The organism is Candidatus Pelagibacter sp. PS_28, from assembly GCF_059417885.1.
In genome coordinates this window covers 951,478-976,216 of sequence record NZ_CM182070.1, presented here as the reverse complement: position 1 = coordinate 976,216, position 24,739 = coordinate 951,478, and the positions used below count along the sequence as shown (strand labels likewise).

Below are 24,739 nucleotides of genomic sequence, written 5' to 3'. Positions count from 1 at the left end.
ACTTATATGTTGATTGGCAACTTCCTTAAAAATATTAAAAAAGAATTTAAAAATCATCAGTTTGTTGGTCTTAGTTTTAACAGTGAAGATTGTAAAAAAGATTATATTTTTTTTGCAATCCAAGGAACAAAATCAGATGGAACTAAATTCATAGACCATGCAATTAAAAAGGGTGCAACAGTTATTATTTCAGAGCAAAAATTTGAAGGTATTAAAAATAAAGTGTTATTTTTAAGATCAAAAAATGTAAGAAAAGTATTATCAGAATTATCATATAAGACAAAAAAAAATATACCTAAAAATTTAATTGCTGTAACAGGAACAAATGGAAAGTCATCAATTGCAGATTTTTATTTTCAGCTACTCAACTTAGGTAATAAAAAAGTAGCTTCTATTGGAACATTAGGAGTTAAGACAAAAAATAGTTTAAAGAAAGTTTCTAATACAACATTAGATCCAATTAAATTAAGCAAAATATTAAATGATTTAAAAAAACAAAAAATTGACAATGTTATAATGGAAGCTTCTAGTCATGGTCTTAAGCAAAATAGACTTGATGGTTTAAAATTTAATACTACAATTTTTACAAATTTGTCTCATGATCATTTAGATTATCACAAAACATTTAATGATTATCTCAAATCAAAGTTATATCTTTTTGAGAAGTTATTAAAACCTAGAGGAACTATCATCACCGATAGTAAAATTCCCGAATATAAAAATTTAAAAAGAATATCGCTAAATAATAAATTGGATCTTCAGGCTTTATCAAAAAGTAATAATGGAATAGACATTTATTCTCATCAATTTAGGGATGATAAACAAATAGTTGAAATTAAATATAATCAGAAACATTATAAATTACAAATAAACTTAATTGGTAAAATTCAATTAAAAAACTTATTTATGGCAATGCTTGCTGCTAAAAAAAGTAATTTAAAATTTGATCAAATAGTTAAATTAGCTTCAAGAGTAAAATCAGTAATTGGTAGGTTTGAAAAAATTGGAACTTTAAAAAATAATTCAAAGGTTATTTTAGATTATGCCCATACACCTGATGCATTAAAAACTTGTTTGACTAATTTGAAAGAACAATTTGAAAATAAAAGAATTTTCATTGTATTTGGATGTGGTGGTAATAGAGATAAAGACAAGAGACCCATAATGGGAAAAATAGCCAATCAATATTGTGACAGAGTTTATTTAACTGACGACAATCCAAGAGACGAAAATCCAAAAAAAATAAGACTAGCTATTAAAAAAACTATTGATAAATCAAAAGTTTTTGAGATTTCAAGCAGGTCTAAAGCTATTCATAAGGCTATATTAGACTTAAAAACTGGTGATATCTTAGTTATTGCAGGTAAAGGTCATGAACAGACACAAGATTATGGAAATTTTGTAAACAAATTTTCTGACAGATTAGAAATACTTAAAAATATTAAATTAAAAAATAAAATTCTTTCAACTAATATTAAAATAAATATTTTAAAAGAAATCAGCAACTCTCCCCAAATTAATTCAAATATAAAAATAAAAAATGCAGCAATTAATTCAAAAACAATAAAAAAAAATGACATATTTTTTGCAATAAAAGGAAATAATAAAGATGGAAATCTATATGTTAATGAAGCTTTCCAAAATGGTGCATCATTAGTAATAGCTAACAATCAAAAAAAATCTAAAAAAAAAATTGTAGTAGATGATACGTTGCAACTTTTAACAGAGGCTTCATCAAAATTAAGAGAAAATTTATCTAGTAAAATTATATCTATAACAGGCAGTTGTGGAAAAACTTCTCTTAAAGAATTGTTAGGAAAAACTTTAAGTAAGATTAGTAATGTAACTTATTCACCAAAATCTTTTAATAATAAATTTGGTGTACCATTAAGTTTATTTAATCTAAAAAAAAATGATGAATTTGGTATTTTTGAGATTGGAATGGATAAAAAAGGTGAGATTGATTATCTATCAAAAATTATCAAGCCTGATGTGGGTGTTATTACAAATATTTCCTACGCACATATTAAAAACTTTAAAAACATTCATCAAGTAGCTTTAGCAAAGTCAGAAATTATTAATAATATAAAAACAAATGGAATTCTTGTTTTAAACCAAGATGACAGATTTTATAATTTACATAAAAAAATTGCCAAGAAAAAAAACATAAATATTTTTACATTTAGTTTAAAAAATAAATCAGCAAATATTTATCTAGAAAAAATAGTTAAAGAAAAATCTAAATACAAAATATTTGTAAATATTAATAAAAAACAAACTTATTTTTATGTAAGATTAATTTTTGAAAATAATTTAAAAAACTTATTAGCCACAATTGCAATTATATCAATTTTTAAAGATACACAAAAATTAGATAAAAATATATTTCTTGATTATGAGATGGTAAAAGGCCGTGGTGATATTATAAAAGTTAAATTAAACAAAAAGAGTATTTACATTGTAGATGAAAGTTATAACTCTAATCCATTGTCATTAAAGTCTGCTATAAAAAATTTTGATGAATTAAAAATTGATAATTCTAAAAAAAGATTAATACTGAGTGACATGTTGGAGTTAGGAAATTATTCAAAGAAATTACACTTAGAGGCTGGCAAAGAAATTAATAAAACTTCTCTTAAAAATATTAATGTAGTGGGCAAACATATTTTACATACTTATAAAAACCTTGATAAGCATCGAAGAGGGGTCATTTTGAAAGATAAGTCTAAAATAATTGATTTGATTAAAAATGATTTAAATAATAATGATTATTTAATGATTAAGGGTTCAAACTCTACTGGACTTAACAATCTAGTTAACAAATTAAAAACTGGAAAGTTTAATGCTTTATAGTCTTATTACTCAATTAATTGACCAATACAGTTTTCTAAATGTATTTAAGTATTTAACTTTTAGAACGGGCCTTTCGATGTTTACATCAATGTTTGTAGTTTTATTAATTGGTACTCCTTTTATTAAATTTTTTTCAGCAAGAAAAATATTAGATCCAATAAGAGATGATGGTCCTACTGAACATATCGTTAAGAAAATTGGAACACCAACAATGGGAGGTGTTTTAATTTTACTTGGACTTTTTTCAGGAATATTACTTTGGGGTGATTTATCAAATTACCATATATGGTTTTTGTTATTTATTGTTTCAGGGTTTGGGCTATTAGGTGCATATGATGATTATAAAAAAATTAAGTTTAAAAATTCATCTGGTGTTTCATTTAAATTTAAGATTATTTCTCAAATTTTAATAGCCATTGTTGGAATTTATGGTTTAACTCAATTATCTCAAAACACTGAACTTACAAATTTATATTTTCCTTTTTTTAAAAATTTAATTATTAATCTTGGATGGTTTTTTATTCCATTTTCAATTTTTATAATTGTTGGATCCTCCAACGCAGTTAATTTAACAGATGGTTTAGACGGCTTAGCAACAGTGCCAGTGATATTAGTTGCAGCATGTTTTGCATTTATTAGTTACGTAACGGGCAATATTGTATTTTCTGAATATTTAAATATTCCCTATCTTGAAGGTATGGGGGAAGTTTCTGTTTTTTGTGGATCAATTATTGGAGCTTGTTTAGGATTTTTATGGTTCAATGCTCCACCTGCTAAAATATTTATGGGCGATACTGGTTCATTAGCATTAGGTGGATCTTTAGGGGCAATTGGCATTATTACTAAACATGAGATTGTTTTAGCAATAACAGGTGGGCTATTTGTGTTAGAAGCTGTATCAGTTATAATCCAAGTATTTTCATTCAAACTTACAGGTAAAAGAATTTTTAGAATGGCACCTATACATCATCATTTTGAAAAAAAAGGTTGGGCAGAGTCAACAGTTGTAATTAGGTTTTGGATTATATCAATAATCTTAGCAATGATTGGATTAGCGACATTAAAACTTAGATAATGTTAAATCTAGAAAAAAACTTTTTAAAAAAAAGAATACTGATTTATGGTCTGGGTAAAAGTGGTCTATCCACTTATAGTTATTTAAAAAAAAATAATATTATTAGTTTATATGATGATCGAATAATTACTAAAAAAAATATAAAAGAAACTCACACAACATACAAAGAAATAGTTAAAAAAGAATTTGACTGTATTATAATTAGTCCAGGAATAGATATTAATAATTGTAAATTAAGTAGATTTTTAAAAAAAAATCATAAAAAAATTTATACAGATTTAGACATTTTTTATAGTCGATATGCTTTTAATCAAAAAATAACTATTACAGGAACAAACGGAAAATCAACTACTGCTAAGCTTTTGTACGATATATTAAAGGATCAAAAAAAAGATGTTCGTTTAGTTGGTAATATAGGAAATCCAGTTTTACTTGAAAAAAAGATCAAAAAAGACACTTTATTTGTAATAGAAGCTTCATCCTATCAACTAGAATACAGCAAGTTATTTAAAACAAATATATCTTTAATCTTAAACATTTCACCAGATCACCTCGAAAGACACAAGACTATAAATAAATATGTAAGTGCTAAATTTAAATTAATAAAAAATCAATCTAAAAATGATATTGCAATTTTAAATACAAAAAATTTTTATATTAAAAGAAAATTAAAGCAAAAAAAATTTGCACCATCAATTTTGAAAATAGAAAAATATATAAGTGATAGGTTTATTAAAAAAATTGATAATCATTATTTTGATACAGATGGTAATAAAGAAAATTTGACATTTGTGCTGAAGGTTTCAAAGATATTAAAGTTAAAGAATAACTTGCTATTAAAATCATTAAAAAATTTTAAAGGACTAAGTTTTAGACAAGAAATAATTCATAATTCTAAATTTTTAAAAATTATTAATGATTCTAAAGCAACAAGCTTTTCTTCATCAGAAAAATTATTGAAATCATTAAAAAATATTTATTGGATAATAGGTGGTTTACCTAAAAAAGGAGATAAATTTCTACTTAAAAAAAATGATTGTAAAAAGATCAAATTATATATTTTTGGTAAAAATCAAAAATTTTTTATTAATGAATTAAAAAATAAAATGGCGTTTAAATCATTTTTAAATTTAAAGAGTCTAATTGCTAAGATTTTTTTAGATATTAAAAATGAAAATAATTTTATTAAAAAAACAATTCTTTTTAGTCCAGCCTCTGCATCATTTGATAGTTTTAAAAACTTTGAAGAGAGAGGTAAATATTTTAATAAACTTGTTAAAAATTATATAAAATGATAAATAATAGTTCACTCAACTCAATATATTATAACTGGTGGAAAAATATAGATAAAACAATTCTTTTATTAATAATAATTTTGTTTAGTTTGGGTTTATTTTTTTCTTTAGTTTCAACCTCATTAATTGCTTCTGATAAATTAGATACAAATAATTATTTTTTCTTTTTTAAACATTTGGTCTATATTTTTATTGGCTTATTGACCTTAGTGTTTTTCTCTTCTCTAAGTGAAAAGAATCTTTTTAGAGTCTCTATTTATCTTTTTTTTATTATTTTATTTTTTTTATTTTTAGTTCCAATTTTTGGAACTGAAGTTAAAGGATCAAAAAGATGGTTAAATCTTTTTTTTCTTCCTCAATTTCAACCAATTGAATTACTAAAACCATTTATAATTATTTTTGTTGCAACAATTTTATGTAGTGAAAAAAATTATAATATTTATATCAAATATTTATTGACTGTTATCGCCATTATCCCAACTGGGTTACTATTAATAATGCAGCCTGACATCGGTCAAACACTTTTAGTGTTTTTATCGTGGGCAATATTAGTTTTTGTATCTGGCATAAACTTATTATTCATTTTATTATTTATAAGTCTTTCTATTATAAGCCTGCTATGCGTAGTTTTTTTTATCCCAAAATTTATTTATATTAAAAGTCGTATACTCTCTTTCTTTAACCCTGATGGTGGAACCCATAATTTTCAATCTGATAAAGCTATAGAAGCAATCAGTAGTGGTGGTTTTTTTGGCAAAGGAATAGGAGAAGGTACCTTAAAAACAAGAGTTCCAGAGGCTCATACCGACTATATAGTTTCAGTTATCTCAGAGGAGTTTGGTGTTATTGCAATAATATTTTTATTAATTTTATTTTTATTTTTTATTTACTCTATTTTTAAAAAAATTTACTTAGAAAAAAGTGAAAAAAATAAACTAGTGCTAACTGGAGCAATAAGTCTAATAATTTTTCAAGCATTAATACATCTTGGGGTGAATATAAGACTATTTCCCACAACAGGAATGACATTGCCATTTTTAAGTTATGGGGGTTCTTCAATTATAGGAGTTTCTATATTATCTGGAATAATTTTAAATTTAACAAAAAGAAAAATTAATTAAATGAATAAAAAAATACTAATTAGTACTGGTGGATCAGGAGGTCACGTCATACCCGCAACCATAATATATAAACATTTAGAGGGAAATTTTGATGTTTCAATGACATCTGACTTTAGGGGTGTCAAATTTTTAAACAAAGATGAGTACAATTTAAAAATATTTAATGTGAGACCAATTTCAAAAAACTTATTAATAATACCACTTGATTTTATTTTTATGATATTTTTGATTTTTAAATCAATTTCTTTTTTAAGAAAAAATAAAATTGATACATTAATTTCGACAGGCGGATACATGTCGCTACCCTTATGCTTAGGAGCTAGAATTTTAAATATTAAGCTGTTGTTATTTGAACCAAATATGGTTTTAGGTAGATCAAACAAATTTTTTTTAAGTTACTGTCAAAAAATATTTTGTTATTCTAATAATGTCAAAAAATTTCCTATTAAATTTAAAAATAAAATTAAAGTAATTCCAGCATTATTAAGAAAAAATTTTTATAATAAGAGAGATTACAATAAATCCTTAGATACAATTAATTTGCTTATAATAGGTGGTAGTCAAGGGGCTAAAATATTTGATGATTTAGTTAAAAATGCAATTATTGAATTAGCTAAAAAATATAAACTAAAAATTTACCAACAAACTAGTTCTATTAACTTTGAAAGTTTTAAAAAAACTTACGAAGATAAGAATATTCAATGTGAATTATTCAATTTTAACGATGATGTCATAAATTTTATGCAAAAAACAGACCTGTGCATTACTAGAGCAGGAGCATCAACATTAGCTGAGTTAAATTTTACTGAGACTCCATATTTAGCAATACCTTTGCCAACCGCGAAAGATAACCATCAATTTGAAAATGCACATTTTTATAATAAACTTGGCTTTAATTGGTTGTTAAATCAAAAAGAAATAGATGAGAAAACATTACTCAATAAACTAATTAATATTATTGATAATAAAGAAGAATATCTTGTTAAAAAAAAGAACATGAAGAATTTTAACTATGAAAACACATGGAATAATATAAATCTGAAAATTATATCTGTTATTAATGAAAATTAAATTAGCTAAAACTGAAATTATACATTTTGTTGGTATAGGGGGTATTGGAATGAGTGGCCTTGCACTCATTATGAAAAGGATGGGATTTAATGTTCAAGGGAGTGACGTCCTTGCAAATAAAAATATTGAAAGATTAAAAAAAGATAAGGTCAAAATTACAATTAGTCATACTAAAAAAAATATAGCAAAAGCAACAATTGTTGTCATTTCGTCAGCTATTAAAAATAATAACCCTGAATTAATTGAAGCCAAACTAAAACAATTACCTATTTATAAAAGAGGAGAGATGTTGGCAAATATAGTCTCTTTAACAAAAAATATAGTTGTTACCGGTTCACATGGAAAAACAACAACTACATCTTTATTAGCCTCAATATTTTCAAAGACAAAATTGGACCCAACAATTATTAATGGAGGTGTCCTTAATGCAATAAAAAATTCTGCAAAACTAGGTAAAAGTGATTGGTGTATATTAGAAGCTGATGAGTCAGATGGAAGCTTTATACATGTGCCACCAACTTATTCTATAGTAACAAATATTGATCGTGAGCATATGGATTTTTATAATTCAATGAAAGATCTTAAAGAATTATTTATAAAATTTATCAATAAGGCCCCTTCGTTTGGGAAGTCTTTTATTTGTATAGATGACAAGAATAATAAAGATTTATTAAGTAAATTAAAAATGAAGAATTATTATACATATGGAACTGATAATAAATCAAATTTCTATATTAAGAATATAAAACAAGAAAAAGAATATTCTCAATATGATTTAGCTATAAATTTGCCAGGAAAAAAGAATTTAACAATAAGAAAAATTAAATTACCATTATTAGGAATTCACAATATTAGAAACTCTACAGCAGCAATTGCTGTGGCAGTAACAATAGGAATATCACAAAATATAATCAAAAAAGGATTAAAAGAATTTAAGGGTGTTCAAAGAAGATTTAATAAAATTTTTACACATAGAGAAACTAATTTTTATGATGATTATGCCCATCATCCAACTGAAATTAGAGAAGTATTAAATGGTGTGCGAGCTGCTTATAAAAAGGAAGAAGTGATTTGCATATTTCAACCACACAGAATTTCCAGATTAAAAGATCTTAAAAAAGAATTCAGCTTATCATTTAAAAAAGCTGATGTTGTAATATTATGCCCTATTTATACCGCTGGAGAAAAAATAAAATTAGGTTTTAAATATAATAATTTTGCAAAAAATATTATTAAAAATTCAAAAGTAAGATTGTTTATGGTTGAAGATCAGTACCAGTTAGCAAAATTTATTAAAAATACTATTTTTGGCAAAAAGATAGTTGTTGGTATGGGTGCTGGTACAATTTCTGCATGGATGAGACAATTACCAGAATTGATCTAATGAGCATTGAAGAAATAAGAAAATTTTCTAATGAAATTAGTAGTAAAATTAACTTTGATTATGATTTAAAAAAGAGCAATTGGTTTAATATTGGTGGACAAACTAAAGTTTACTTTAGACCAGATAATTTACCTGACTTAATTTTATTTTTAAAAAAATTTGGAGAAAAAGAAAAAATACATATTTTAGGTGCAGGCTCGAATACTCTTATAAGTGATGAAAAATTTGATGGTGTTGTTATCAAACTAGGAAAAAATTTTTCCAACATCTCTATATTACCAAATGATGTCATTATAGCTGGCAGTGCCTGTCTTGATAAAAAGCTTTCTGATTTTGCACTGAAAAATGGAATAGGTGGATTTGAATTTTTAGCATGCATACCTGGTACTATAGGTGGTGGATTAAAGATGAATGCTGGATGCTTTAATAAAGAGTTTAAAGATGTGCTAGTATCAATCCAAGCAATTGATAAAAATGGACAGGTTTTTACAATACCAGCGAGTAAAGTTATATTTAAATACCGAAGCAATGATTTAAAAGAGGACTTAATTTTTTTAAGCGCATCTTTTAAAGGAACAAAAAAAAATAAAGAAGAAATAGAAAACGAAGTTTTAGAATTAAAGAAAAAGAAAGATAAAGCACAACCAACAAAATTAAAAACAAGTGGTAGCACATTCAAGAATCCAATTGATCAAACTGACAAAAAGGTCTGGGAGCTGATAAAAGATTCTGTACCACTAGATATAAGCTTTGGGGATGCTCACATTTCAAATAAGCACTGTAATTTTTTTGTAAATAAAAATAATGCTAGTTTTGAGGATATGAATAAATTGATTGAATTTGTTAAGACAAGTGTGGAAAAAAAAACTGGAATAGTGCTAGAAAAAGAAATTAAAATTTTAAAATAAAATGACAAAAAAAATCTTAATATTATCTGGTGGTATATCTAAGGAACGGTTAATTAGCTTAGATACTGGAAAGCAAGTTGCCAAAGAGTTAATTAAAAATGGATATAAGGTTTTAATTAGTGAGCCTGATAAAAATCTTTCAAAGAATATCACTTCATTTAAACCAGATGTTATCTTTAATGCGCTACATGGACAATTTGGTGAGGATGGATACATTCAAACAATTTTAGAGACTAAAAAAATTCCATACACACACTCAGGTGTAATTGCATCATCAATAGCAATGGATAAAGAAATTTCAAAAAAAATTTTTATAAAAAATAAAATACTAACTCCAAAATATATTAAATTTAATCATAAAAAAAATAAACTTAACATTATAAAATTAATTGAAAAAAAATTAAAATTCCCTGTAGTAGTAAAACCTATAAATGAAGGGTCTAGCGTTCATGTATATATTTGTGACAAGACCAATATATTAAAAAACTTAAAAGTATTAAAAAGTTATAATGAAATATTAATTGAGGAATTTATACCAGGTAGAGAAATCCAAGTTGCAATAATGAATAATAAATCACTTGGTGCAATTGAACTTGAGCCTAAAAGAAAGTTTTATGATTATGAGGCAAAATATAATTCTAGTGCTAAGACTAAGCACTTAATTCCTGTAGATTTGAGTAAAAATAATCTAGCTAAAATTACTGGCATAGCAAGAGCAGCTCATAAAATTATAGGCTGTAAAGGTGTTACAAGATCTGACTTTAAATTTTTTAACGGGAAGTTTTATTTGTTAGAGATTAATACTCAGCCTGGAATGACTAAACTTTCATTAGTCCCTGAGATTGCAAAACATAAGGGTATAAGTTTTATAAAATTAATTGAATGGATTTTAAAAGATGCATCAATCAATAGGTAAAAAAAATAAAATAATAATTTATTTATTATTTTTATTCATTTTAAGCACTACTAGTGCAAAATTTATAAACGATCAAAAAAATTTATCTTCATCAATAACTAAAATAAACATTACAGGTCTTTCTGAGAGAAAAAATTTGGAGATCCTAAATAACCTTAATAACCTTTTATACAAAAGTATATTTGTCATTAATGAGGAAGAAATAATAAAAATTTTAGAAAAACATAATATTATACAAGAGTTTAATATAAAAAAAATTTACCCATCAACACTTAACATTAAAATTAAACCAACTAAATTAATTGCTCGAGTTTCTAATAATAGTCAATATCTAGTAGGTGCCAATGGTAAGTTAATTGAAGATAAAAGTAACAACGAACTACTCCCATACATTTTTGGTGAATTTAATTCTCAAGATTTTTTATCATTTAAAAAAAATATTGAAAAATCTATGTGGTCTTTTTCAAATTTAAAAGAATTATCTTTTTTCCCATCAGGTAGATGGGATATTTTAACTGATAAGGATATTTTGATTAAGCTACCACAAGAACATATTGTAGCGTCATTAAACTTATCTAAGGAACTTATCAATAATGATAATTTTAAAGATTTTAAATTTATTGATTTGAGAATTAAAAATCATTTAGTTGCTAAGTAATGAGTGATAAAAAATTTCAAATAATAATTGACTGTGGTTCTTCAAAAATAAGAGCAGGTGCATTTAATGGGGAAAGTAAGAATAATCCTTTTTTTATTGAGAGTAATTTTTATACAGAGCAATTTAATCTTAAACCAGATATTCAAAAAATTATTGCATCGCTAGAAAAATCCACAAATGAATATATTGATAATATAGATTTGATGATAGATAGTTCAAAAACGATTTCTGTTGCAATTTCTGTATTTAAAAAAATTGAAGAACTGAAATTAAGACAAGATGATATCATATTTTTAATTCAAGAAGCAAAGCAGCAAATAAAAAAATATTATTCAGATTATAATATTGCACACATAATTATAAATAATTATAAAATTGATAATGTTGATTATTCTGAGTTACCAGATGAAATCGATTGCCAATTTATATCGCTAGACATTATTTTTATCTGTCTTCCAAGTGAATTAGTCTTTAGCTTTAAAAATATTTTTTCAGAATTAAATATATCAATTAATCAAATAATTTGCTCTAGTTATGCAAAATCAATCAATTATAAAAATAATTTAAATTTAACAGGAGAGGTATCTTTCATTGATATTGCTTTTAAAAAAACATCAATTATTTCCTTTTATAATGATAAATTGATCTTTTTGGACGTTCTGCCGATAGGTGGAAACCATATTACTAAAGATATTTCTCTACTTTTAAAAATTGATATTAATGAAGCAGAAAAACTTAAATTAAATTTTGAAAAAAATAACGAACATACTGATAATCCAAATTTTTCTTTGGAAATGCTACAAAAAATAGCTTTTGCTAGAACGGAAGAGATTCTTGAATTATGTGATAAATCTCTTGTCTCAAATGCAAAGGTAAAGACCCAATCTAAGATGATACTGATGGGAGAAGGATCAAAAATTTTAGATAATAAATTTAAAGATAAAATTTCATTTTCTAAAGATATTGATTTTTTAGAGGAAACCCTAGGTGATGTTTGTCAATCTGGGTACAAACTAAGAAAAATGTATGACAAACAAGAGGTTGTAGTTGTGCCAAAAAAACAAATAAAACAAGGTTTTTTTGAAAAACTTTTTCATTTTTTCAAATAGACTAGTATTTTCTCGTAACATTTGTTGTTTTTCTAAATTTAAACCAATTATTTATAAGAATAATTATGTCTGTTCTTAATCAAAAAACTATCAATAGAGATATTATCTTTAAAGGCGTTGGGCTTCATAGTGGAGCAAATGTAACTATGACGGTTAAGCCAGCAAAACCAAATTCGGGAATTCTTTTTAAAAGAGTTGATTTAAAAGAAAATAATATAGTAGTTCCAAATATTTTTAATGTTAGTAGTGCAGTATTTTGTACAACCATAGCAAATGAAAGTGGGGTTAGTATATCAACAATAGAGCATTTAATGGGAGCATTATATGGTTTAGGAATTGATAATGCACTAGTAGAGATTGATAATCAGGAAGTACCAATTCTCGATGGGTCAGCAAAAATTTTTATTGAAGAAATATCAAAAGTTGGAATAAAAAGTAGTGAAGCACCAATAAAGATTATTAAAATTGAAAAAAGAATTGAATTTAATGATGGTAAAAAAACAATTTCTATAGAGCCAAGCAAAGTTAGTTTGGATATAGATTTTGAACTAAAATATGAAAATAACTTAATTGGAACGCAAAGAAATTTGGTAAGTGTATTTGAGTCAGATTTGACTGATATTTATAACTCCAGAACGTTTTGTTTATTTGAAGATATAGAAAAATTAAAAGAGATGGGCCTAGCTCAAGGAGGAAGTCTTGAAAATGCAATAGTTGTTAAGGACAATGAAATTTTAAATGACAAAGGTCTTAGAAATAAAAAAGAATTTGTAAACCATAAGATTTTAGATTGTATGGGAGATTTATATCTAGCGGGTTATAAAATAATTGGAAAAATTGTTTGTTCTCAAGGAGGACATAAATTAACTAACCAATTATTGAGAAAAGTTTTCCAAAACGATGAAAATTTTTCATTAATAGAGATTACTGAAAAACATTTGCCAAATACCTTCATAAATAAGAGTCATTTAAGGTCTATCGCTTAGTTTTTTTTATTATATAAATTATAGTAAAATTAAATGAATTTCTTTTCTAAATTAATAATAATATTAGCAATCCTGATCCTAAACGCTTGTTCAAAAAATGATAAGGAAATTTCTTTAATTAAAGAAATTAATCAAGAAGACGAAATGATACAAGCATACAAAGAAGGTGTAAAAGCCTTAGAGGAAAATGATACATTTTTTGCTGCAAAAAAATTTTTAGAAGCAGAATTATTGTTCCCCCAATCTGATTGGGCACCGAAATCTTCTTTAATGGCATCTTACGCCTATTACATTGAGGGCAATTATTTCAATGCTATATACAATCTTGAAAGATTTTTAAAAACATATCCAAAAGACCCTAGATTAGATTATGTGTATTATTTGATGGGTTTATCATATTACGAAAATATCGAAGGAGAAAAAAAAGATCTCAAACCACTACTGGAAGCTAAAAAAAAATTTGAATTTATAATTGAGAATTACCCAAATACTGATTTTGCTCTGGACTCAAAATTTAAAATTGGCCTAATAAATGATATTTTGGCATCAAAAGAAATGTATTTAGGTAGACATTATATAAAAAAAGAAAAATGGGTAGCAGCAATTAATAGATTTAAAACTATATTGAAAGATTACGATACCACAATTTACACAGAAGAGGCAATACATAGATTGGTGGAAATTCATTATAAAATAGGTTTAGAGGGTGAAGCTAAAAAATATGCAAGTTTACTGGGGTATAATTATCTATCTAGTGAATGGTATGAAAAAACTTACAATATATTTAATAAAGAATATGAAGTAGATAAAATTAAAAGTGAGAAAAAAAGTTTAAAAGAAAAATTTAAAAAACTTTTTTAATAAATGGATAATAAAAAAATAAGTAAAGATTATTTACATAAAATTAATTTATTAGAAGAATATAATAAAAACTATTATGACAAAGATAATCCAATTGTTTCAGATCAAGAATATGATTTACTTAAAAAAGAAATAATTGATTTAGAAAATTCGTATAAATTTCTAAATAATGATCGATCACCTACAAAAATAGTTGGTTTTAAACCATCAAAAAACTTTCAAAAAATAAAACATAAAGTTCCAATGTTGTCGCTTGGAAATGCTTTTAATGAAGAAGACTTAAAAAATTTTGAAAAAAAAATAATTAATTTCTTAAGTTTAAAAGATGTAAATTCTATCGAATATAGTGCTGAACCAAAAATTGACGGAATATCTGCATCCCTAATTTATATTAATGGAAAATTAACCAAAGGGCTTTCTAGAGGAGATGGTAATGAAGGAGAGGATATTACACAAAATTTAAAAACCATTAAGGATATACCTTTGGAGATTACTAAGAGTAACTTCCCTAAAGAAATAGATATTAGAGGTGAAGTTTTTATAGAAAATAATGATTTTAAAAAAATTAAAGACAAGTTTGCAAACCCTAGAAATGCTGCTTCTGGATCATTAAGACAAAAAAATTCATTAATAACTGCAAAAATTCCATTAAAATTTATTGCCTACACCTATGGTTATGAAAAAAAAATGAAAATCAAAAATCAAACAAGTTTCTTAGAAAATTTAAAATTATGGGGGTTTAAAATAAACCCATTTAATAAAAAAATTATTGGGGTTAAAAATTTAATGTTAAATTATAAAGAATTAGAGGAAAAAAGAAAAGAGCTGGCATTTGATATAGATGGAATTGTTTATAAAGTTAATGATTTTGATTTACAAAAAAGACTGGGTTTTGCTGCTAATGCACCAAGATGGGCGATAGCACATAAGTTTTCAGCTAATAGCTCAATTTCAGAAATAATGAATATTGAAATACAAATTGGTAGAACGGGTGCACTTACCCCGGTTGCAAAAATTAAACCAGTTAATATAGGGGGAGTAATAGTTTCAAATGCAACGCTTCACAATGAAGATGAAATTGTGAGAAAAGATATAAGAGTAGGGGATACGGTCACTGTTGAAAGAGCTGGAGATGTAATTCCACATGTAGTTTCAGTAGATTTAAAAAAAAGAAAACTAAACTCAAAGAAATTTATTTTTCCATTAAAGTGCCCATCGTGTGGAAGCAAAACAATTAAAGATTATAATGAGACAACTAAAAGACAAGATGCCATAAGAAGGTGTGCTAGTGAGGGGTTTGAATGTGAAAAAATTGCCATAGAGAGAATTAAACATTTTGTTTCTAAGGACGCATTTAACATAGAAGGATTTGGTAAGAAAATTGTTGAAAATTTTTGGAATCTAAAATTAGTAAGACTTCCACAGGATATATTTAAGCTTAATTATAATAAAATAGAAGAATTCGAAGGATGGGGAAAATTATCAGTTGCTAATTTAAAATTCTCAATTCAAGAAAAAAAAAATATTTCTCTAGAGCGATTTATTTATTCATTAGGAATAAGACATATTGGACAAGAAAATGCTAAGCTTATTGCAAGACACCTTAAAACAGCATCTAATTTTTTTAGACTATCAGGGGAAAACAATGTTGAAAGTTTATCTAATATTGATGGAATTGGAATAACTCAAATTCAATCCATTAAAAAATTTTTCCTAAATAAAACTAATCTTAAAGTGCTGTCTGAGTTAGAAAAAAATTTATTAATCAAAGATGTAATTTTAATAAATAATAATGGATTGTTAAAAAATAAAACTTTTATGTTAACTGGAAAGTTAAATGGAATAAGCAGGGCGGAAGCAAAATCATTGATAGAACAAAATTCAGGAAAAATAATTAGTAACGTTAATAAAAAACTTGATTATTTAATTGCTGGAGCCAAACCAACTCTAAAAAAAATAAACACAGCTAAAGAGTGGAATATAAAAATTATTAATCAGACAGAATGGTTAAAAATGTTAAATAAGAGTGGCTAACCACTTTCTTTCTTTTTTATTAAGCAAACCAGAAAATTCTGAATAAATACTTAAATGATATTTAAATAAATAATCTTTTTCTATTTTATTTAATAGCTCGTAGTTAATTAAATCTTTTTCTAAAGGAGCAAGTGTAAGGTTTTCAAAATTAAAGCTTCTTTTGGTTTTTTTGGCATAGATTAAGTTTTCGATTCTAATACCAAAGTGGTTTTTTTTATAAAAACCAGGTTCATTACTCAAGACCATTCCATTTTTTATCTTTATCAAATTATGTTTTGAGATAGATTGAGGTCCTTCGTGGACGTTTAAAAAAAAACCAACTCCATGTCCTGTTCCGTGAGCATAATCTTGACCTTCTTTTTTTAAAAATTTTCTAGCTCTTATGTCGATTTTTTTTCCAGTGTTATCTTTATTCAAATTTGTTAAGGCAACTGCAATATGTCCTTTTAATACCTTCGTATAAGCATTTTTGATAAATTTGTTTTGTTTTAAGAATGAAATAGTCCTTGTAACATCTGTAGTACCGTAATGATATTGTCCACCAGAATCTACCAATAAAATATCATTCTGTTCAATTTTTTTAGTTGTTTTTTTATTAGCCCTATAATGAACAATTGCCCCATTTGAGCCAGCGCCAGCAATAGTATCAAAACTTGGAAATAAATAATCTTTATTTAGTTTTCGGAATTTTTCTAATTTGTTTTGCGCATACACTTCTGTAATTTTTTTATTATTAACATTTTTAATCCAATAAATAAACCTTGTTAACGCTAAGCCATCTTTTTTATGGGCTTCGATCATATGTTTTATTTCATTAGAATTTTTGATTGATTTTAATTCATAAACAGGATCATCAAATTTAAGTATATTAAAATTTGATTTAATTATTTTTTCATAAAAAATTGAGCAGGTTTTATTATCAATAATAAAATTTTTACCTTTTAAATTATCTAAAAATTTTGGAAGTGATTTGATTGGTAAAATTTGTTTCTTTTTAATCTTTTTATCTAATAGGAGATTTTTTAATTTTTTTTCATTTGTTATTAAAAAAAATTCTTTTTTTTTATTTAGTATCAATCTTGCATTCGCAATTGGGCTATTTGGATTATCATATCCACGAATATTTAAAAGCCATGCCACATTTTCAGGTGCAGAAATGAAACAATAATCTGCTTTGTTGTTTTTAAGAAATTGCACTACTTTAGAAATTTTAGAACTATATGGCTCCCCTACAATTTTTGCGTCTAAAGAGTAGAATGGTTTAGTAAGTTTTTCTTTGAATTTAAATATTTGGTCAATTAAGTTTTGGTCAATTGAAATTAAGTTATTATTCTTGAAATATTTATTAAGTAATTTTGATGTAAATAGTGTTGGGTCATATCCTAAATTAAAATTCTTAATAATTGTGTGAGGAAGTTTTTTATGAATTTCAACAATCTTAAAATTTTTAGATGCCTGTTGATGTGCTTGAATAGTATACCTTCCATCAACAAATAAATAATTTTGTTTTTTTAAAACTACTGCAAAACCTGCAGAACCTGAAAATCCAGTAATATTCTTTAACCTATCATTTTTTGCATATTCAGAAAAATATTCATCATTTTTTGGAATAATATAACCATCAATGTTATATTGTTTAAATTTTTTTCTTAGAATTTTTATTTTATTTAAAATCATTTAATTCTTTTTTGATATCTTATCCATCCAGGACTTCTAGTTCCTTCTTCAATTTCAAAATCTTGATTAAATTCAAAATCTTCTTCATTATCTTTAGAGTCGTCAAAAAAAGAATTCTTCTCTAGAAATTTTTCTGGTAATTCTTCAATAAATCTTGAAGCCATACTGTCTATCCAATTTCCTTGATAAAACCTATTCATAGCAAAAGATATTAGCGCTTTTTTTTTTGCCCTTGTTATTCCCACATATGCCAATCGTCTTTCTTCTTCAAGCCCATTTTGGCCTTTCTCTTCAATAGATTTTTGGTGTGGGAAAAGACCCTCTTCCCAACCGGGTAAGAAAACCACATCAAATTCAAGTCCTTTAGATCCATGCATTGTCATCATATTAACTTTTTCTCCATCCCAATCCTGATCAACAGAGGTGGCAAGAGCAACATGTTCTAGAAAATTTTCTAAATTATCAAAATCTTTCATCGCACTTAAAAGCTCTTTGATGTTTTCAAGTCTATTTTCATTTTCTAAATCTTTTTTGTTTTTTAACATACTTGAATAACCAGATTCATCTAAAACTAGTTGTAATAATTTAACATGGTTAATTTTTTTAATATTAATGTCATTCCTCCACTTATCCATTAGGAATAAAAAAGAGCTAAGACCGATTTTAGTTTTGGGTTTAATTAAATTTTCTTCAATTAATTTTTTAGAAGCAATTTCCAAACTAACAGCATTTGTTATTGAAAATTCATGAATTAATTTTATAGTACTTTCTCCAATTGCTCTTTTAGGATTATTGACTATTCTATCAAAAGCTAAATCATCTTTTGGCTGGTGAATCAATCTTAAATAGGCAACACAATCTTTAATTTCTGCTCTTTCATAAAATTTTGTCCCACCAAGAATTCTGTAGGGTAAGCCAATTTTTAAAAATCTTTCTTCAAATTCTCTTGTCTGAAAAATAGCTCTAACTAGAATAGCAATATTATTAAAAGAATATTTTTTTTTAAGTTTTTTTTCTATTTCATCAGAAACCCCTATTGCTTCATCTTTTCCATTCTTAAAACAATTAAGCTTAACAAGATCTCCTTCCTCCATAGTTGTCTTTAAAGTTTTTCCAACTCTGTTTTGATTGTTAGCTATAAGATTTGAAGCAACAGATAATATATTTTGTGAGGAACGATAATTTTCTTCTAATCTTATTACTTTTGAATTTTTATATACCTGATCAAACTCTAAGAAATTTTTTATCTCTGCTCCACGCCAACTATAGATGGATTGATCGTCATCTCCAACACAGCACAAATTTTTATGCTTTTCTGAGAGCAAGTTTAGCCATCTACTTTGTATATAATTAGTATCTTGGTATTCATCCACAAGTATATATTTAAAATTATTTGAATAAATATTTCTAATGTCCTGATTTTTTTCTAAAATTTTGACCACGTGTAAAATTAAATCTCCAAAGTCACATGCATTTAAATCTAATAACTTTTGTTGATAAATTTTATATAGAGGACGTATAGTTCTTTCAAAAATATCATTTTTATTGATAACGACTTCATCTGGATAGAAGCCTTTATTTTTCCACCTATCAATTATTGAAAGAATAAACTTTGGGGCTAATTGTTTTATGTCTATATTTTCAGCTTTACATATATTTTTGATTAATCTTACCTGGTCATCTGTATCAATAATTGTAAAGTTTGAGGTTAATCCAGCTGCTGGTGCATGCTTTCTAAGTAGCTTTGCACATATAGAGTGAAAGGTTCCAAGCCAAGAAAGCCCTATAGCCTCAGAATTTAATATTGAGCTTACTCTGTTTTGCATTTCTTTTGCAGCCTTATTAGTAAAAGTCACTGATAAGATTTGGTTTGGAAAAGCTTTTTTTTCGTTGATTATATGAGCAATTCTTGAAGTTAGAACTTTCGTTTTTCCAGATCCAGCTCCTGCAACAATTAGTAACGGTCCATCAAGATATAAAACAGCTTCTTTTTGTGCATTATTCAGGTTGTTTAAATATTCAGAGTTTATCATTTTTTAAATTTGATTATAAGCTGTTAAACTTTCAATGTAATTTATGAAACAAATTGTTAAAAATTTTAATAACTTAATTAAAAAGACAATATTCAAAGTTGAGAATAAAACAAATGATAAGTTTCAGGTCAGCAAATTTAGTAAATATTTAATATCTGCAATAGTTGTATTATTTATTTACATTTTTTATTTATCAATACCCCTTTTATATGACAAAAATTGGATACAAAATAAAATTGTAACTGAATTAGGTAATGAATTTAATATAAATCTAGGCAATTCATTTGATTTTTCTTATCGTATTTTACCAAAACCTCATTATTTAATTAGAGACAGCAAAACTTCTTTAGCAGAGATTAAAATATTAAATATTTTTATTAGTCAAAATAATTTTTTCAATAAGGACAGCATTAGAATAAACGAAGTAGTTATTGAAGAAGCAAATTTTTCTTTATTAAGCAATGATTTAAAACCACTTTATAAAGACAGTGAAAATAAATTTTCAAAAAAAAAAATTAAAATTAATGACAGTAATATTTTTTTTAAGAACAATTTAAATGAAATAATTTCAATTATAAAAATCTCCAATGCATTTTTATTCTTTGATGAAAAAAATTTATTTAATCTTTTTGATTTAAAAGGAGAAATTTTTAACATACCTTTCAAACTAAAATATGAAAATGTACTTAATTTACAAAAACAAATTGAGATAAATGCTCCCGATCTTAAACTAAAAGTTATAAATGATTTTTTTAAAAAAGATGAAAACTTAAGTAGTGGAATAAGTAATATTTCTATTTTAAGTTCATCCATTAATACAAAATTTAATATTAAAGATCAAATAGCAATATTTCAATCAGATGGTTCTAGAATTTATAATTCCAAAGTAGATTACAATGGACAACTTGCAATAAATCCATTTGATCTAAATTTAAAAATTAATTTATACGATTATAAAATTTCAAATTTATTTACACCAAACTCTATAATCAATGAATTTATTAAATCAGGTTTATTATTTAATGAAAATATTAGTGTACAAACTTTAGTAAATATTAAGTCTACTAAAAAAGATGAAATTTTTAATGAAGCTAAACTAGAGTTAAGAATTTTAAATGGTAAAATCAGCTTTGATAAATCGGTATTTATCAACAATAATATTGGTTTAATGGAAATTTCTAATAGCGATTTATTTTTAGACAATGACAAGTTATTTTTGAGTTCTAATTTATCAATAGACATTAAAAATATTGATAAATTATATTCTTTTTTAAACACCAATAAGAATTCAAGAAAAAACATAAGAAATATTAAGTTAAATATAATTTATGATTTCTTGAGCAATCAAATTGAACTTAAGAATATTAAGATAAACGGTAATGACGTGAGTTCTCAATTTAACAATATAGCTGAAGGTTTTATTGATATTAATTCTAATAATTTAACTAAAAGTAGAAGGTTGCTGAATGAATTAATTAACCTTTATGATGGGTAAATCATTTTTTTAGGATCTACTATTTTCTTATAATCTTTCTCATCAACAAGACCTGTTTTAAGAGTTTCATATTTTAGTGTTGTCCCATTTTTTAAAGCAGTCTTTGCAATTTTTGCTGCATTATCATATCCAATGTGCGGGGCTAGCGCTGTTACTAGCATTAAAGAATTATCCAGATGCTCTTTAATTCTTTTCTTGTTAGCTTTTATTCCTTTAACACAATAAATTGCAAAATTTTTAGTACTATCAGCAATAAGATCTATCGATTGAAGCACATTATGAGCAATCATTGGCTTAAATACATTCAATTCAAAATGCCCGTGTGATCCAGCAATTGTAATTCCTGTATGATTGCCTATTACTTTCGCACAAACCATTGTTACTGCCTCACATTGAGTAGGGTTGACTTTTCCTGGCATAATAGATGAACCAGGTTCATTTTCTGGCAATATTAATTCACCATATCCAGCACGAGGCCCTGAACCTAAAAATCTCACATCATTTGATATTTTCATTAATGCAACAGCACAAGTATTTAGTGTACCTGAAAAATTTACAATAGAGTCGTGAGCTGCAAGTTCTGCAAATTTATTTGGAGCTGGTTTAAAGGGGATTTTTGTATATTTAGCAATCTCTTTAACAATTTTTTTATCAAAACCTTTTTTAGAGTTAATACCTGTCCCAACAGCCGTCCCGCCTTGCGCTAAAAAATATATTTCTTTAAGTGAAAGCTCTACTCTTTCAATGCATTTTTTTAGCTGTACCTGGTAGCCTGAAAATTCTTGCCCAAGTGATAATGGTGTTGCATCTTGTAAATGGGTTCTACCAATTTTAATAATATTTTTAAATTCTTTAGATTTTTTTGCTAACTCTTTTTCTAAAATTTTTAAACTAGGTAATAGTTTTGATATAGTCTCCTGAGCAACAGATATATGCATAGCTGTTGGAAAAACATCATTTGTTGATTGAGATTTATTTACATGATCATTTGGATGAACTGGTTTTTTTGAACCTTTTTTTCCACCCAATATTTCAATTGCTCTGTTTGCAATTACCTCATTAACATTCATATTAGTTTGTGTGCCAGATCCTGTTTGCCAAACCTTTAAAGGAAAATTTTCATCTAGTTTTCCTTTTATAACTTCATCTGAAGCTTTAATTATTGAATTAGTAATTTTTTTATTTATTTGCTTTTCTTTATAATGCACTAAAGCAGCAGATCTTTTAATGATCGCAATAGATTTTATTATAGAAATATTAACTAAAATTTTTCCAATATTAAAAAACTTATTAGATCTTTGAGTTGATGCACCCCAATACTTATCGCTAGGTACGTTGATGCTTCCAATACTGTCAAATTCTTTTCTTAATTTCATTGATTAATATATAATTAGTAATTTAATATACTTATATATTAATTTTTAAAAACTTACAGGAGCTAAATGTCAAATTTTAACAAAGTAAAAACTTTTATGGAAACCTTTGGTCAAGAAGTCAAAACTAAGCCATCTTTTAGCACTGATAAGATCAATAGCCTTAGATATGATTTAATAAAAGAGGAATTAGAAGAGCTTAAAGAAGCAATGGAAAATAAAGATCTTTTAGAAGTTGCAGATGCTTTAACAGACATATTGTATGTAACGTATGGAGCTGGACATGCGTTTGGTATTGATCTTGATAAGTGCTTTGAGGAAGTGCAAAACTCAAATATGAGTAAGTTAGGTGAAGATGGTAAACCAATTTATAACGAATCTGGAAAAGTTATGAAGGGCCCTAAATATTTTAAACCTGATCTAACTAAATTTGTAAATTAGTAGGGGCGTTCTGTTGCCAGGTGCCCCGAACTTTGCTTGATTATAACCAATTATTTTTACAAAATCACATAAATTTTAAGTATTCGGACGAGTAGAGGACGAGTAAAAATCGACTCGTCACAGATTATAGGATTTGTTAACCTTGGACCATGAAAAAGTTTTTAGGGATTGTGGTTCTGGGTTTGTTGTTGTGTGGGAATGCTAATGCAGGCGTTAATGAACCTGGAGTAACGTCTATTGCAGGGTGTGATAAAGGACTTAAATTTCAACACGAAAAACTTATAAAAAAACATTTAAAAGAATTAATAAAAAAAAATAAAACTGGTGTTCTCTATGCTAGTTGTAATTATGACCAATATTCCTGGGCAGCTAATAAAGGTAAGGATTTAGAAAAACTTCATAAAAAAACATATAAACAATGTATGAAATATGCAGAGAAACATACGGGCAAAGAATGTTATTTGTATGCAGTTAATGAAGAAATTGTTTGGAAATACGACAAGGCTAAAGCATCTACCATAGCAAAAACTAAAATAGCAGAAGCAAAAGTGCTAGAAGAAAAGAATCTAAAGATAGATAAAAAACCAGGAAGATTTTTTGAAGATCAGCCCGATGTAACAGATAATTATCAAATTCATTTTATTTATATGCTTACAGCAAATGATAAAGATCGTGAATTAGACATTAATGGAAAAATTGAAGAATATGCAGATAAAATGAATAAACTTCATGAAAGTTTTAGTAAAAAAACAAAAGGCTCCTCTGGTCCTAAAAAATATAAATATGATTATAGAGAAGATGGTAAACTTGATGTTTCTTTCATTCGATTAGACAGAAAACGTAAAGAGCTTCACAAACATATCAATCAAAATTATAGTGGCTGGTTGTGGGCTAATGGATTTAACAATCCAAAAAAGATTTATTTTACCTTTGCTGATGTAACAAGTGTAGATGGTGGTGAAGGTGGAGTGGGAATGGCATCAATGTTCTTAAAAAACAAATATAATAAAAAAGTAGATAATATGATTAGAACTTCCGTTCATGAAATGCATCATGCAATGGGTGGAGGGTTTGCTTGTGTTCCTGGTATGAGTAAAAATGCTCATTTTACCAGTGGTCAAGACACTCCTGCTAAACAAATGTTTTTTGGTAAAGCTTATGTTCATGATGTAGAAGGATGTCCCAAAGGAGAAGATTCAGTTTACTTAACTCCAACATCAAAAGATCCTTATGATCCATTTAAACTTATATGTCAAAATGAATGGGAAAAATATAATCATAAAAAGTTAGTCAAGCTAAGAGAAAAACAAAAAAAAGATTTAAAAAATGGTAAGTGGAATTATAGATCTGGTGGTTCAGGCTGTAAATTTTCTTACTGGGATCAACAATCAGGAAAAATGAAAATTTTTAACGATCAAATAGCAAAATCTTTTTATCAAGGAAATTAAA

At 26.0% G+C, this 24,739-nt stretch carries 19 protein-coding genes; 16 read left to right on the top strand and 3 right to left on the bottom strand.

Annotation, left to right across the window (positions count from 1 at the left end):
• Positions 1-6 precede the first annotated feature (6 nt).
• From murF to ligA, 13 genes are all read left to right on the top strand, one after another.
• Positions 7-2,853: a bifunctional UDP-N-acetylmuramoyl-L-alanyl-D-glutamate--2,6-diaminopimelate ligase MurE/UDP-N-acetylmuramoyl-tripeptide--D-alanyl-D-alanine ligase MurF gene (murF, locus tag AC5SMR_RS05285; RefSeq protein ID WP_494576551.1), complete on the top strand. Its 2,847-nt coding sequence runs from the start codon at positions 7-9 to the stop codon at positions 2,851-2,853.
• The gene (mraY, locus tag AC5SMR_RS05280; protein ID WP_494576549.1) at positions 2,843-3,928 is read left to right on the top strand and encodes a phospho-N-acetylmuramoyl-pentapeptide-transferase; all 1,086 of its coding nucleotides are present in this window, start codon (positions 2,843-2,845) and stop codon (positions 3,926-3,928) included. The genes murF and mraY overlap by 11 nt, the downstream gene beginning before the upstream one ends.
• Complete coding sequence (gene murD, locus AC5SMR_RS05275; protein WP_494576547.1) at positions 3,928-5,223, top strand: UDP-N-acetylmuramoyl-L-alanine--D-glutamate ligase; 1,296 nt, start codon at positions 3,928-3,930, stop codon at positions 5,221-5,223. Before mraY ends, murD begins: the two co-directional genes overlap by 1 nt.
• Complete coding sequence (locus AC5SMR_RS05270; protein ID WP_494576545.1) at positions 5,220-6,344, top strand: FtsW/RodA/SpoVE family cell cycle protein; 1,125 nt, start codon at positions 5,220-5,222, stop codon at positions 6,342-6,344. The genes murD and AC5SMR_RS05270 overlap by 4 nt, the downstream gene beginning before the upstream one ends.
• The gene (locus AC5SMR_RS05265) at positions 6,345-7,415 is read left to right on the top strand and encodes a UDP-N-acetylglucosamine--N-acetylmuramyl-(pentapeptide) pyrophosphoryl-undecaprenol N-acetylglucosamine transferase (protein ID WP_494576543.1); all 1,071 of its coding nucleotides are present in this window, start codon (positions 6,345-6,347) and stop codon (positions 7,413-7,415) included.
• Positions 7,405-8,799, top strand: a complete 1,395-nt coding sequence (gene murC / locus AC5SMR_RS05260) for a UDP-N-acetylmuramate--L-alanine ligase (RefSeq protein ID WP_494576541.1) — start codon at positions 7,405-7,407, stop codon at positions 8,797-8,799. Before AC5SMR_RS05265 ends, murC begins: the two co-directional genes overlap by 11 nt.
• A complete protein-coding gene (gene murB, locus AC5SMR_RS05255; protein WP_494576539.1) occupies positions 8,769-9,707 on the top strand; it encodes a UDP-N-acetylmuramate dehydrogenase in 939 nt (312 codons plus the stop codon). The genes murC and murB overlap by 31 nt, the downstream gene beginning before the upstream one ends.
• A gap of 1 nt (position 9,708) precedes the next feature.
• A complete protein-coding gene (locus AC5SMR_RS05250) occupies positions 9,709-10,623 on the top strand; it encodes a D-alanine--D-alanine ligase (protein ID WP_494576537.1) in 915 nt (304 codons plus the stop codon).
• Complete coding sequence (locus tag AC5SMR_RS05245; RefSeq protein WP_494576535.1) at positions 10,604-11,281, top strand: cell division protein FtsQ/DivIB; 678 nt, start codon at positions 10,604-10,606, stop codon at positions 11,279-11,281. The genes AC5SMR_RS05250 and AC5SMR_RS05245 overlap by 20 nt, the downstream gene beginning before the upstream one ends.
• Entirely contained in the window at positions 11,281-12,390 is a 1,110-nt protein-coding gene (locus tag AC5SMR_RS05240; protein WP_494576533.1) for a cell division FtsA domain-containing protein, read from the top strand. Before AC5SMR_RS05245 ends, AC5SMR_RS05240 begins: the two co-directional genes overlap by 1 nt.
• A gap of 65 nt (positions 12,391-12,455) precedes the next feature.
• The gene (gene lpxC / locus AC5SMR_RS05235) at positions 12,456-13,376 is read left to right on the top strand and encodes a UDP-3-O-acyl-N-acetylglucosamine deacetylase (RefSeq protein WP_494576531.1); all 921 of its coding nucleotides are present in this window, start codon (positions 12,456-12,458) and stop codon (positions 13,374-13,376) included.
• 33 nt (positions 13,377-13,409) lie between these two features.
• The gene (locus AC5SMR_RS05230) at positions 13,410-14,237 is read left to right on the top strand and encodes an outer membrane protein assembly factor BamD (protein WP_494576529.1); all 828 of its coding nucleotides are present in this window, start codon (positions 13,410-13,412) and stop codon (positions 14,235-14,237) included.
• Positions 14,238-14,240: 3 nt separating this feature from the next.
• Positions 14,241-16,271 (top strand): NAD-dependent DNA ligase LigA, encoded by a 2,031-nt coding sequence (ligA, locus tag AC5SMR_RS05225; RefSeq protein ID WP_494576527.1) that lies wholly within the window; start codon positions 14,241-14,243, stop codon positions 16,269-16,271.
• Here the strand turns inward: ligA and AC5SMR_RS05220 are convergent.
• On the bottom strand, positions 16,254-17,948 hold the full coding sequence (locus tag AC5SMR_RS05220) for a M24 family metallopeptidase (RefSeq protein WP_494576525.1): 1,695 nt from the start codon (positions 17,946-17,948) through the stop codon (positions 16,254-16,256). The two genes, ligA and AC5SMR_RS05220, sit on opposite strands and share 18 nt — an antisense overlap.
• Complete coding sequence (locus AC5SMR_RS05215; RefSeq protein ID WP_494576523.1) at positions 17,945-19,981, bottom strand: ATP-dependent helicase; 2,037 nt, start codon at positions 19,979-19,981, stop codon at positions 17,945-17,947. Before AC5SMR_RS05215 ends, AC5SMR_RS05220 begins: the two co-directional genes overlap by 4 nt.
• Before the next feature lie 43 nt (positions 19,982-20,024).
• Here AC5SMR_RS05215 and AC5SMR_RS05210 point away from each other — a divergent pair, with 43 nt between their 5' ends.
• Positions 20,025-21,476, top strand: a complete 1,452-nt coding sequence (locus AC5SMR_RS05210; protein ID WP_494576521.1) for a hypothetical protein — start codon at positions 20,025-20,027, stop codon at positions 21,474-21,476.
• On the opposite strand, the gene fumC is transcribed toward AC5SMR_RS05210, so the two are convergent.
• Complete coding sequence (fumC, locus tag AC5SMR_RS05205) at positions 21,464-22,852, bottom strand: class II fumarate hydratase (RefSeq protein WP_494576519.1); 1,389 nt, start codon at positions 22,850-22,852, stop codon at positions 21,464-21,466. The genes AC5SMR_RS05210 and fumC overlap by 13 nt on opposite strands.
• Before the next feature lie 66 nt (positions 22,853-22,918).
• Here fumC and AC5SMR_RS05200 point away from each other — a divergent pair, with 66 nt between their 5' ends.
• Entirely contained in the window at positions 22,919-23,290 is a 372-nt protein-coding gene (locus tag AC5SMR_RS05200; protein ID WP_006997897.1) for a pyrophosphohydrolase domain-containing protein, read from the top strand.
• 149 nt (positions 23,291-23,439) lie between these two features.
• Entirely contained in the window at positions 23,440-24,738 is a 1,299-nt protein-coding gene (locus tag AC5SMR_RS05195) for a hypothetical protein (RefSeq protein WP_494576517.1), read from the top strand.
• Position 24,739: the final 1 nt, after the last annotated feature.

Excerpts from the sequence above, each read along its gene's own strand:
- murF (WP_494576551.1), top strand. The coding sequence starts at position 7 with ATGTTGATTGGCAACTTCCTTAAAAATATTAAAAAAGAATTTAAAAAT.
- mraY (WP_494576549.1), top strand. The coding sequence starts at position 2,843 with ATGCTTTATAGTCTTATTACTCAATTAATTGACCAATACAGTTTTCTA.
- murD (WP_494576547.1), top strand. The coding sequence starts at position 3,928 with ATGTTAAATCTAGAAAAAAACTTTTTAAAAAAAAGAATACTGATTTAT.
- AC5SMR_RS05270 (WP_494576545.1), top strand. The coding sequence starts at position 5,220 with ATGATAAATAATAGTTCACTCAACTCAATATATTATAACTGGTGGAAA.
- AC5SMR_RS05265 (WP_494576543.1), top strand. The coding sequence starts at position 6,345 with ATGAATAAAAAAATACTAATTAGTACTGGTGGATCAGGAGGTCACGTC.
- murC (WP_494576541.1), top strand. The coding sequence starts at position 7,405 with ATGAAAATTAAATTAGCTAAAACTGAAATTATACATTTTGTTGGTATA.
- murB (WP_494576539.1), top strand. The coding sequence starts at position 8,769 with ATGGATGAGACAATTACCAGAATTGATCTAATGAGCATTGAAGAAATA.
- AC5SMR_RS05250 (WP_494576537.1), top strand. The coding sequence starts at position 9,709 with ATGACAAAAAAAATCTTAATATTATCTGGTGGTATATCTAAGGAACGG.
- AC5SMR_RS05245 (WP_494576535.1), top strand. The coding sequence starts at position 10,604 with ATGCATCAATCAATAGGTAAAAAAAATAAAATAATAATTTATTTATTA.
- AC5SMR_RS05240 (WP_494576533.1), top strand. The coding sequence starts at position 11,281 with ATGAGTGATAAAAAATTTCAAATAATAATTGACTGTGGTTCTTCAAAA.
- lpxC (WP_494576531.1), top strand. The coding sequence starts at position 12,456 with ATGTCTGTTCTTAATCAAAAAACTATCAATAGAGATATTATCTTTAAA.
- AC5SMR_RS05230 (WP_494576529.1), top strand. The coding sequence starts at position 13,410 with ATGAATTTCTTTTCTAAATTAATAATAATATTAGCAATCCTGATCCTA.
- ligA (WP_494576527.1), top strand. The coding sequence starts at position 14,241 with ATGGATAATAAAAAAATAAGTAAAGATTATTTACATAAAATTAATTTA.
- AC5SMR_RS05220 (WP_494576525.1), bottom strand. The coding sequence starts at position 17,948 with ATGATTTTAAATAAAATAAAAATTCTAAGAAAAAAATTTAAACAATAT.
- AC5SMR_RS05215 (WP_494576523.1), bottom strand. The coding sequence starts at position 19,981 with ATGATAAACTCTGAATATTTAAACAACCTGAATAATGCACAAAAAGAA.
- AC5SMR_RS05210 (WP_494576521.1), top strand. The coding sequence starts at position 20,025 with ATGAAACAAATTGTTAAAAATTTTAATAACTTAATTAAAAAGACAATA.
- fumC (WP_494576519.1), bottom strand. The coding sequence starts at position 22,852 with ATGAAATTAAGAAAAGAATTTGACAGTATTGGAAGCATCAACGTACCT.
- AC5SMR_RS05200 (WP_006997897.1), top strand. The coding sequence starts at position 22,919 with ATGTCAAATTTTAACAAAGTAAAAACTTTTATGGAAACCTTTGGTCAA.
- AC5SMR_RS05195 (WP_494576517.1), top strand. The coding sequence starts at position 23,440 with ATGAAAAAGTTTTTAGGGATTGTGGTTCTGGGTTTGTTGTTGTGTGGG.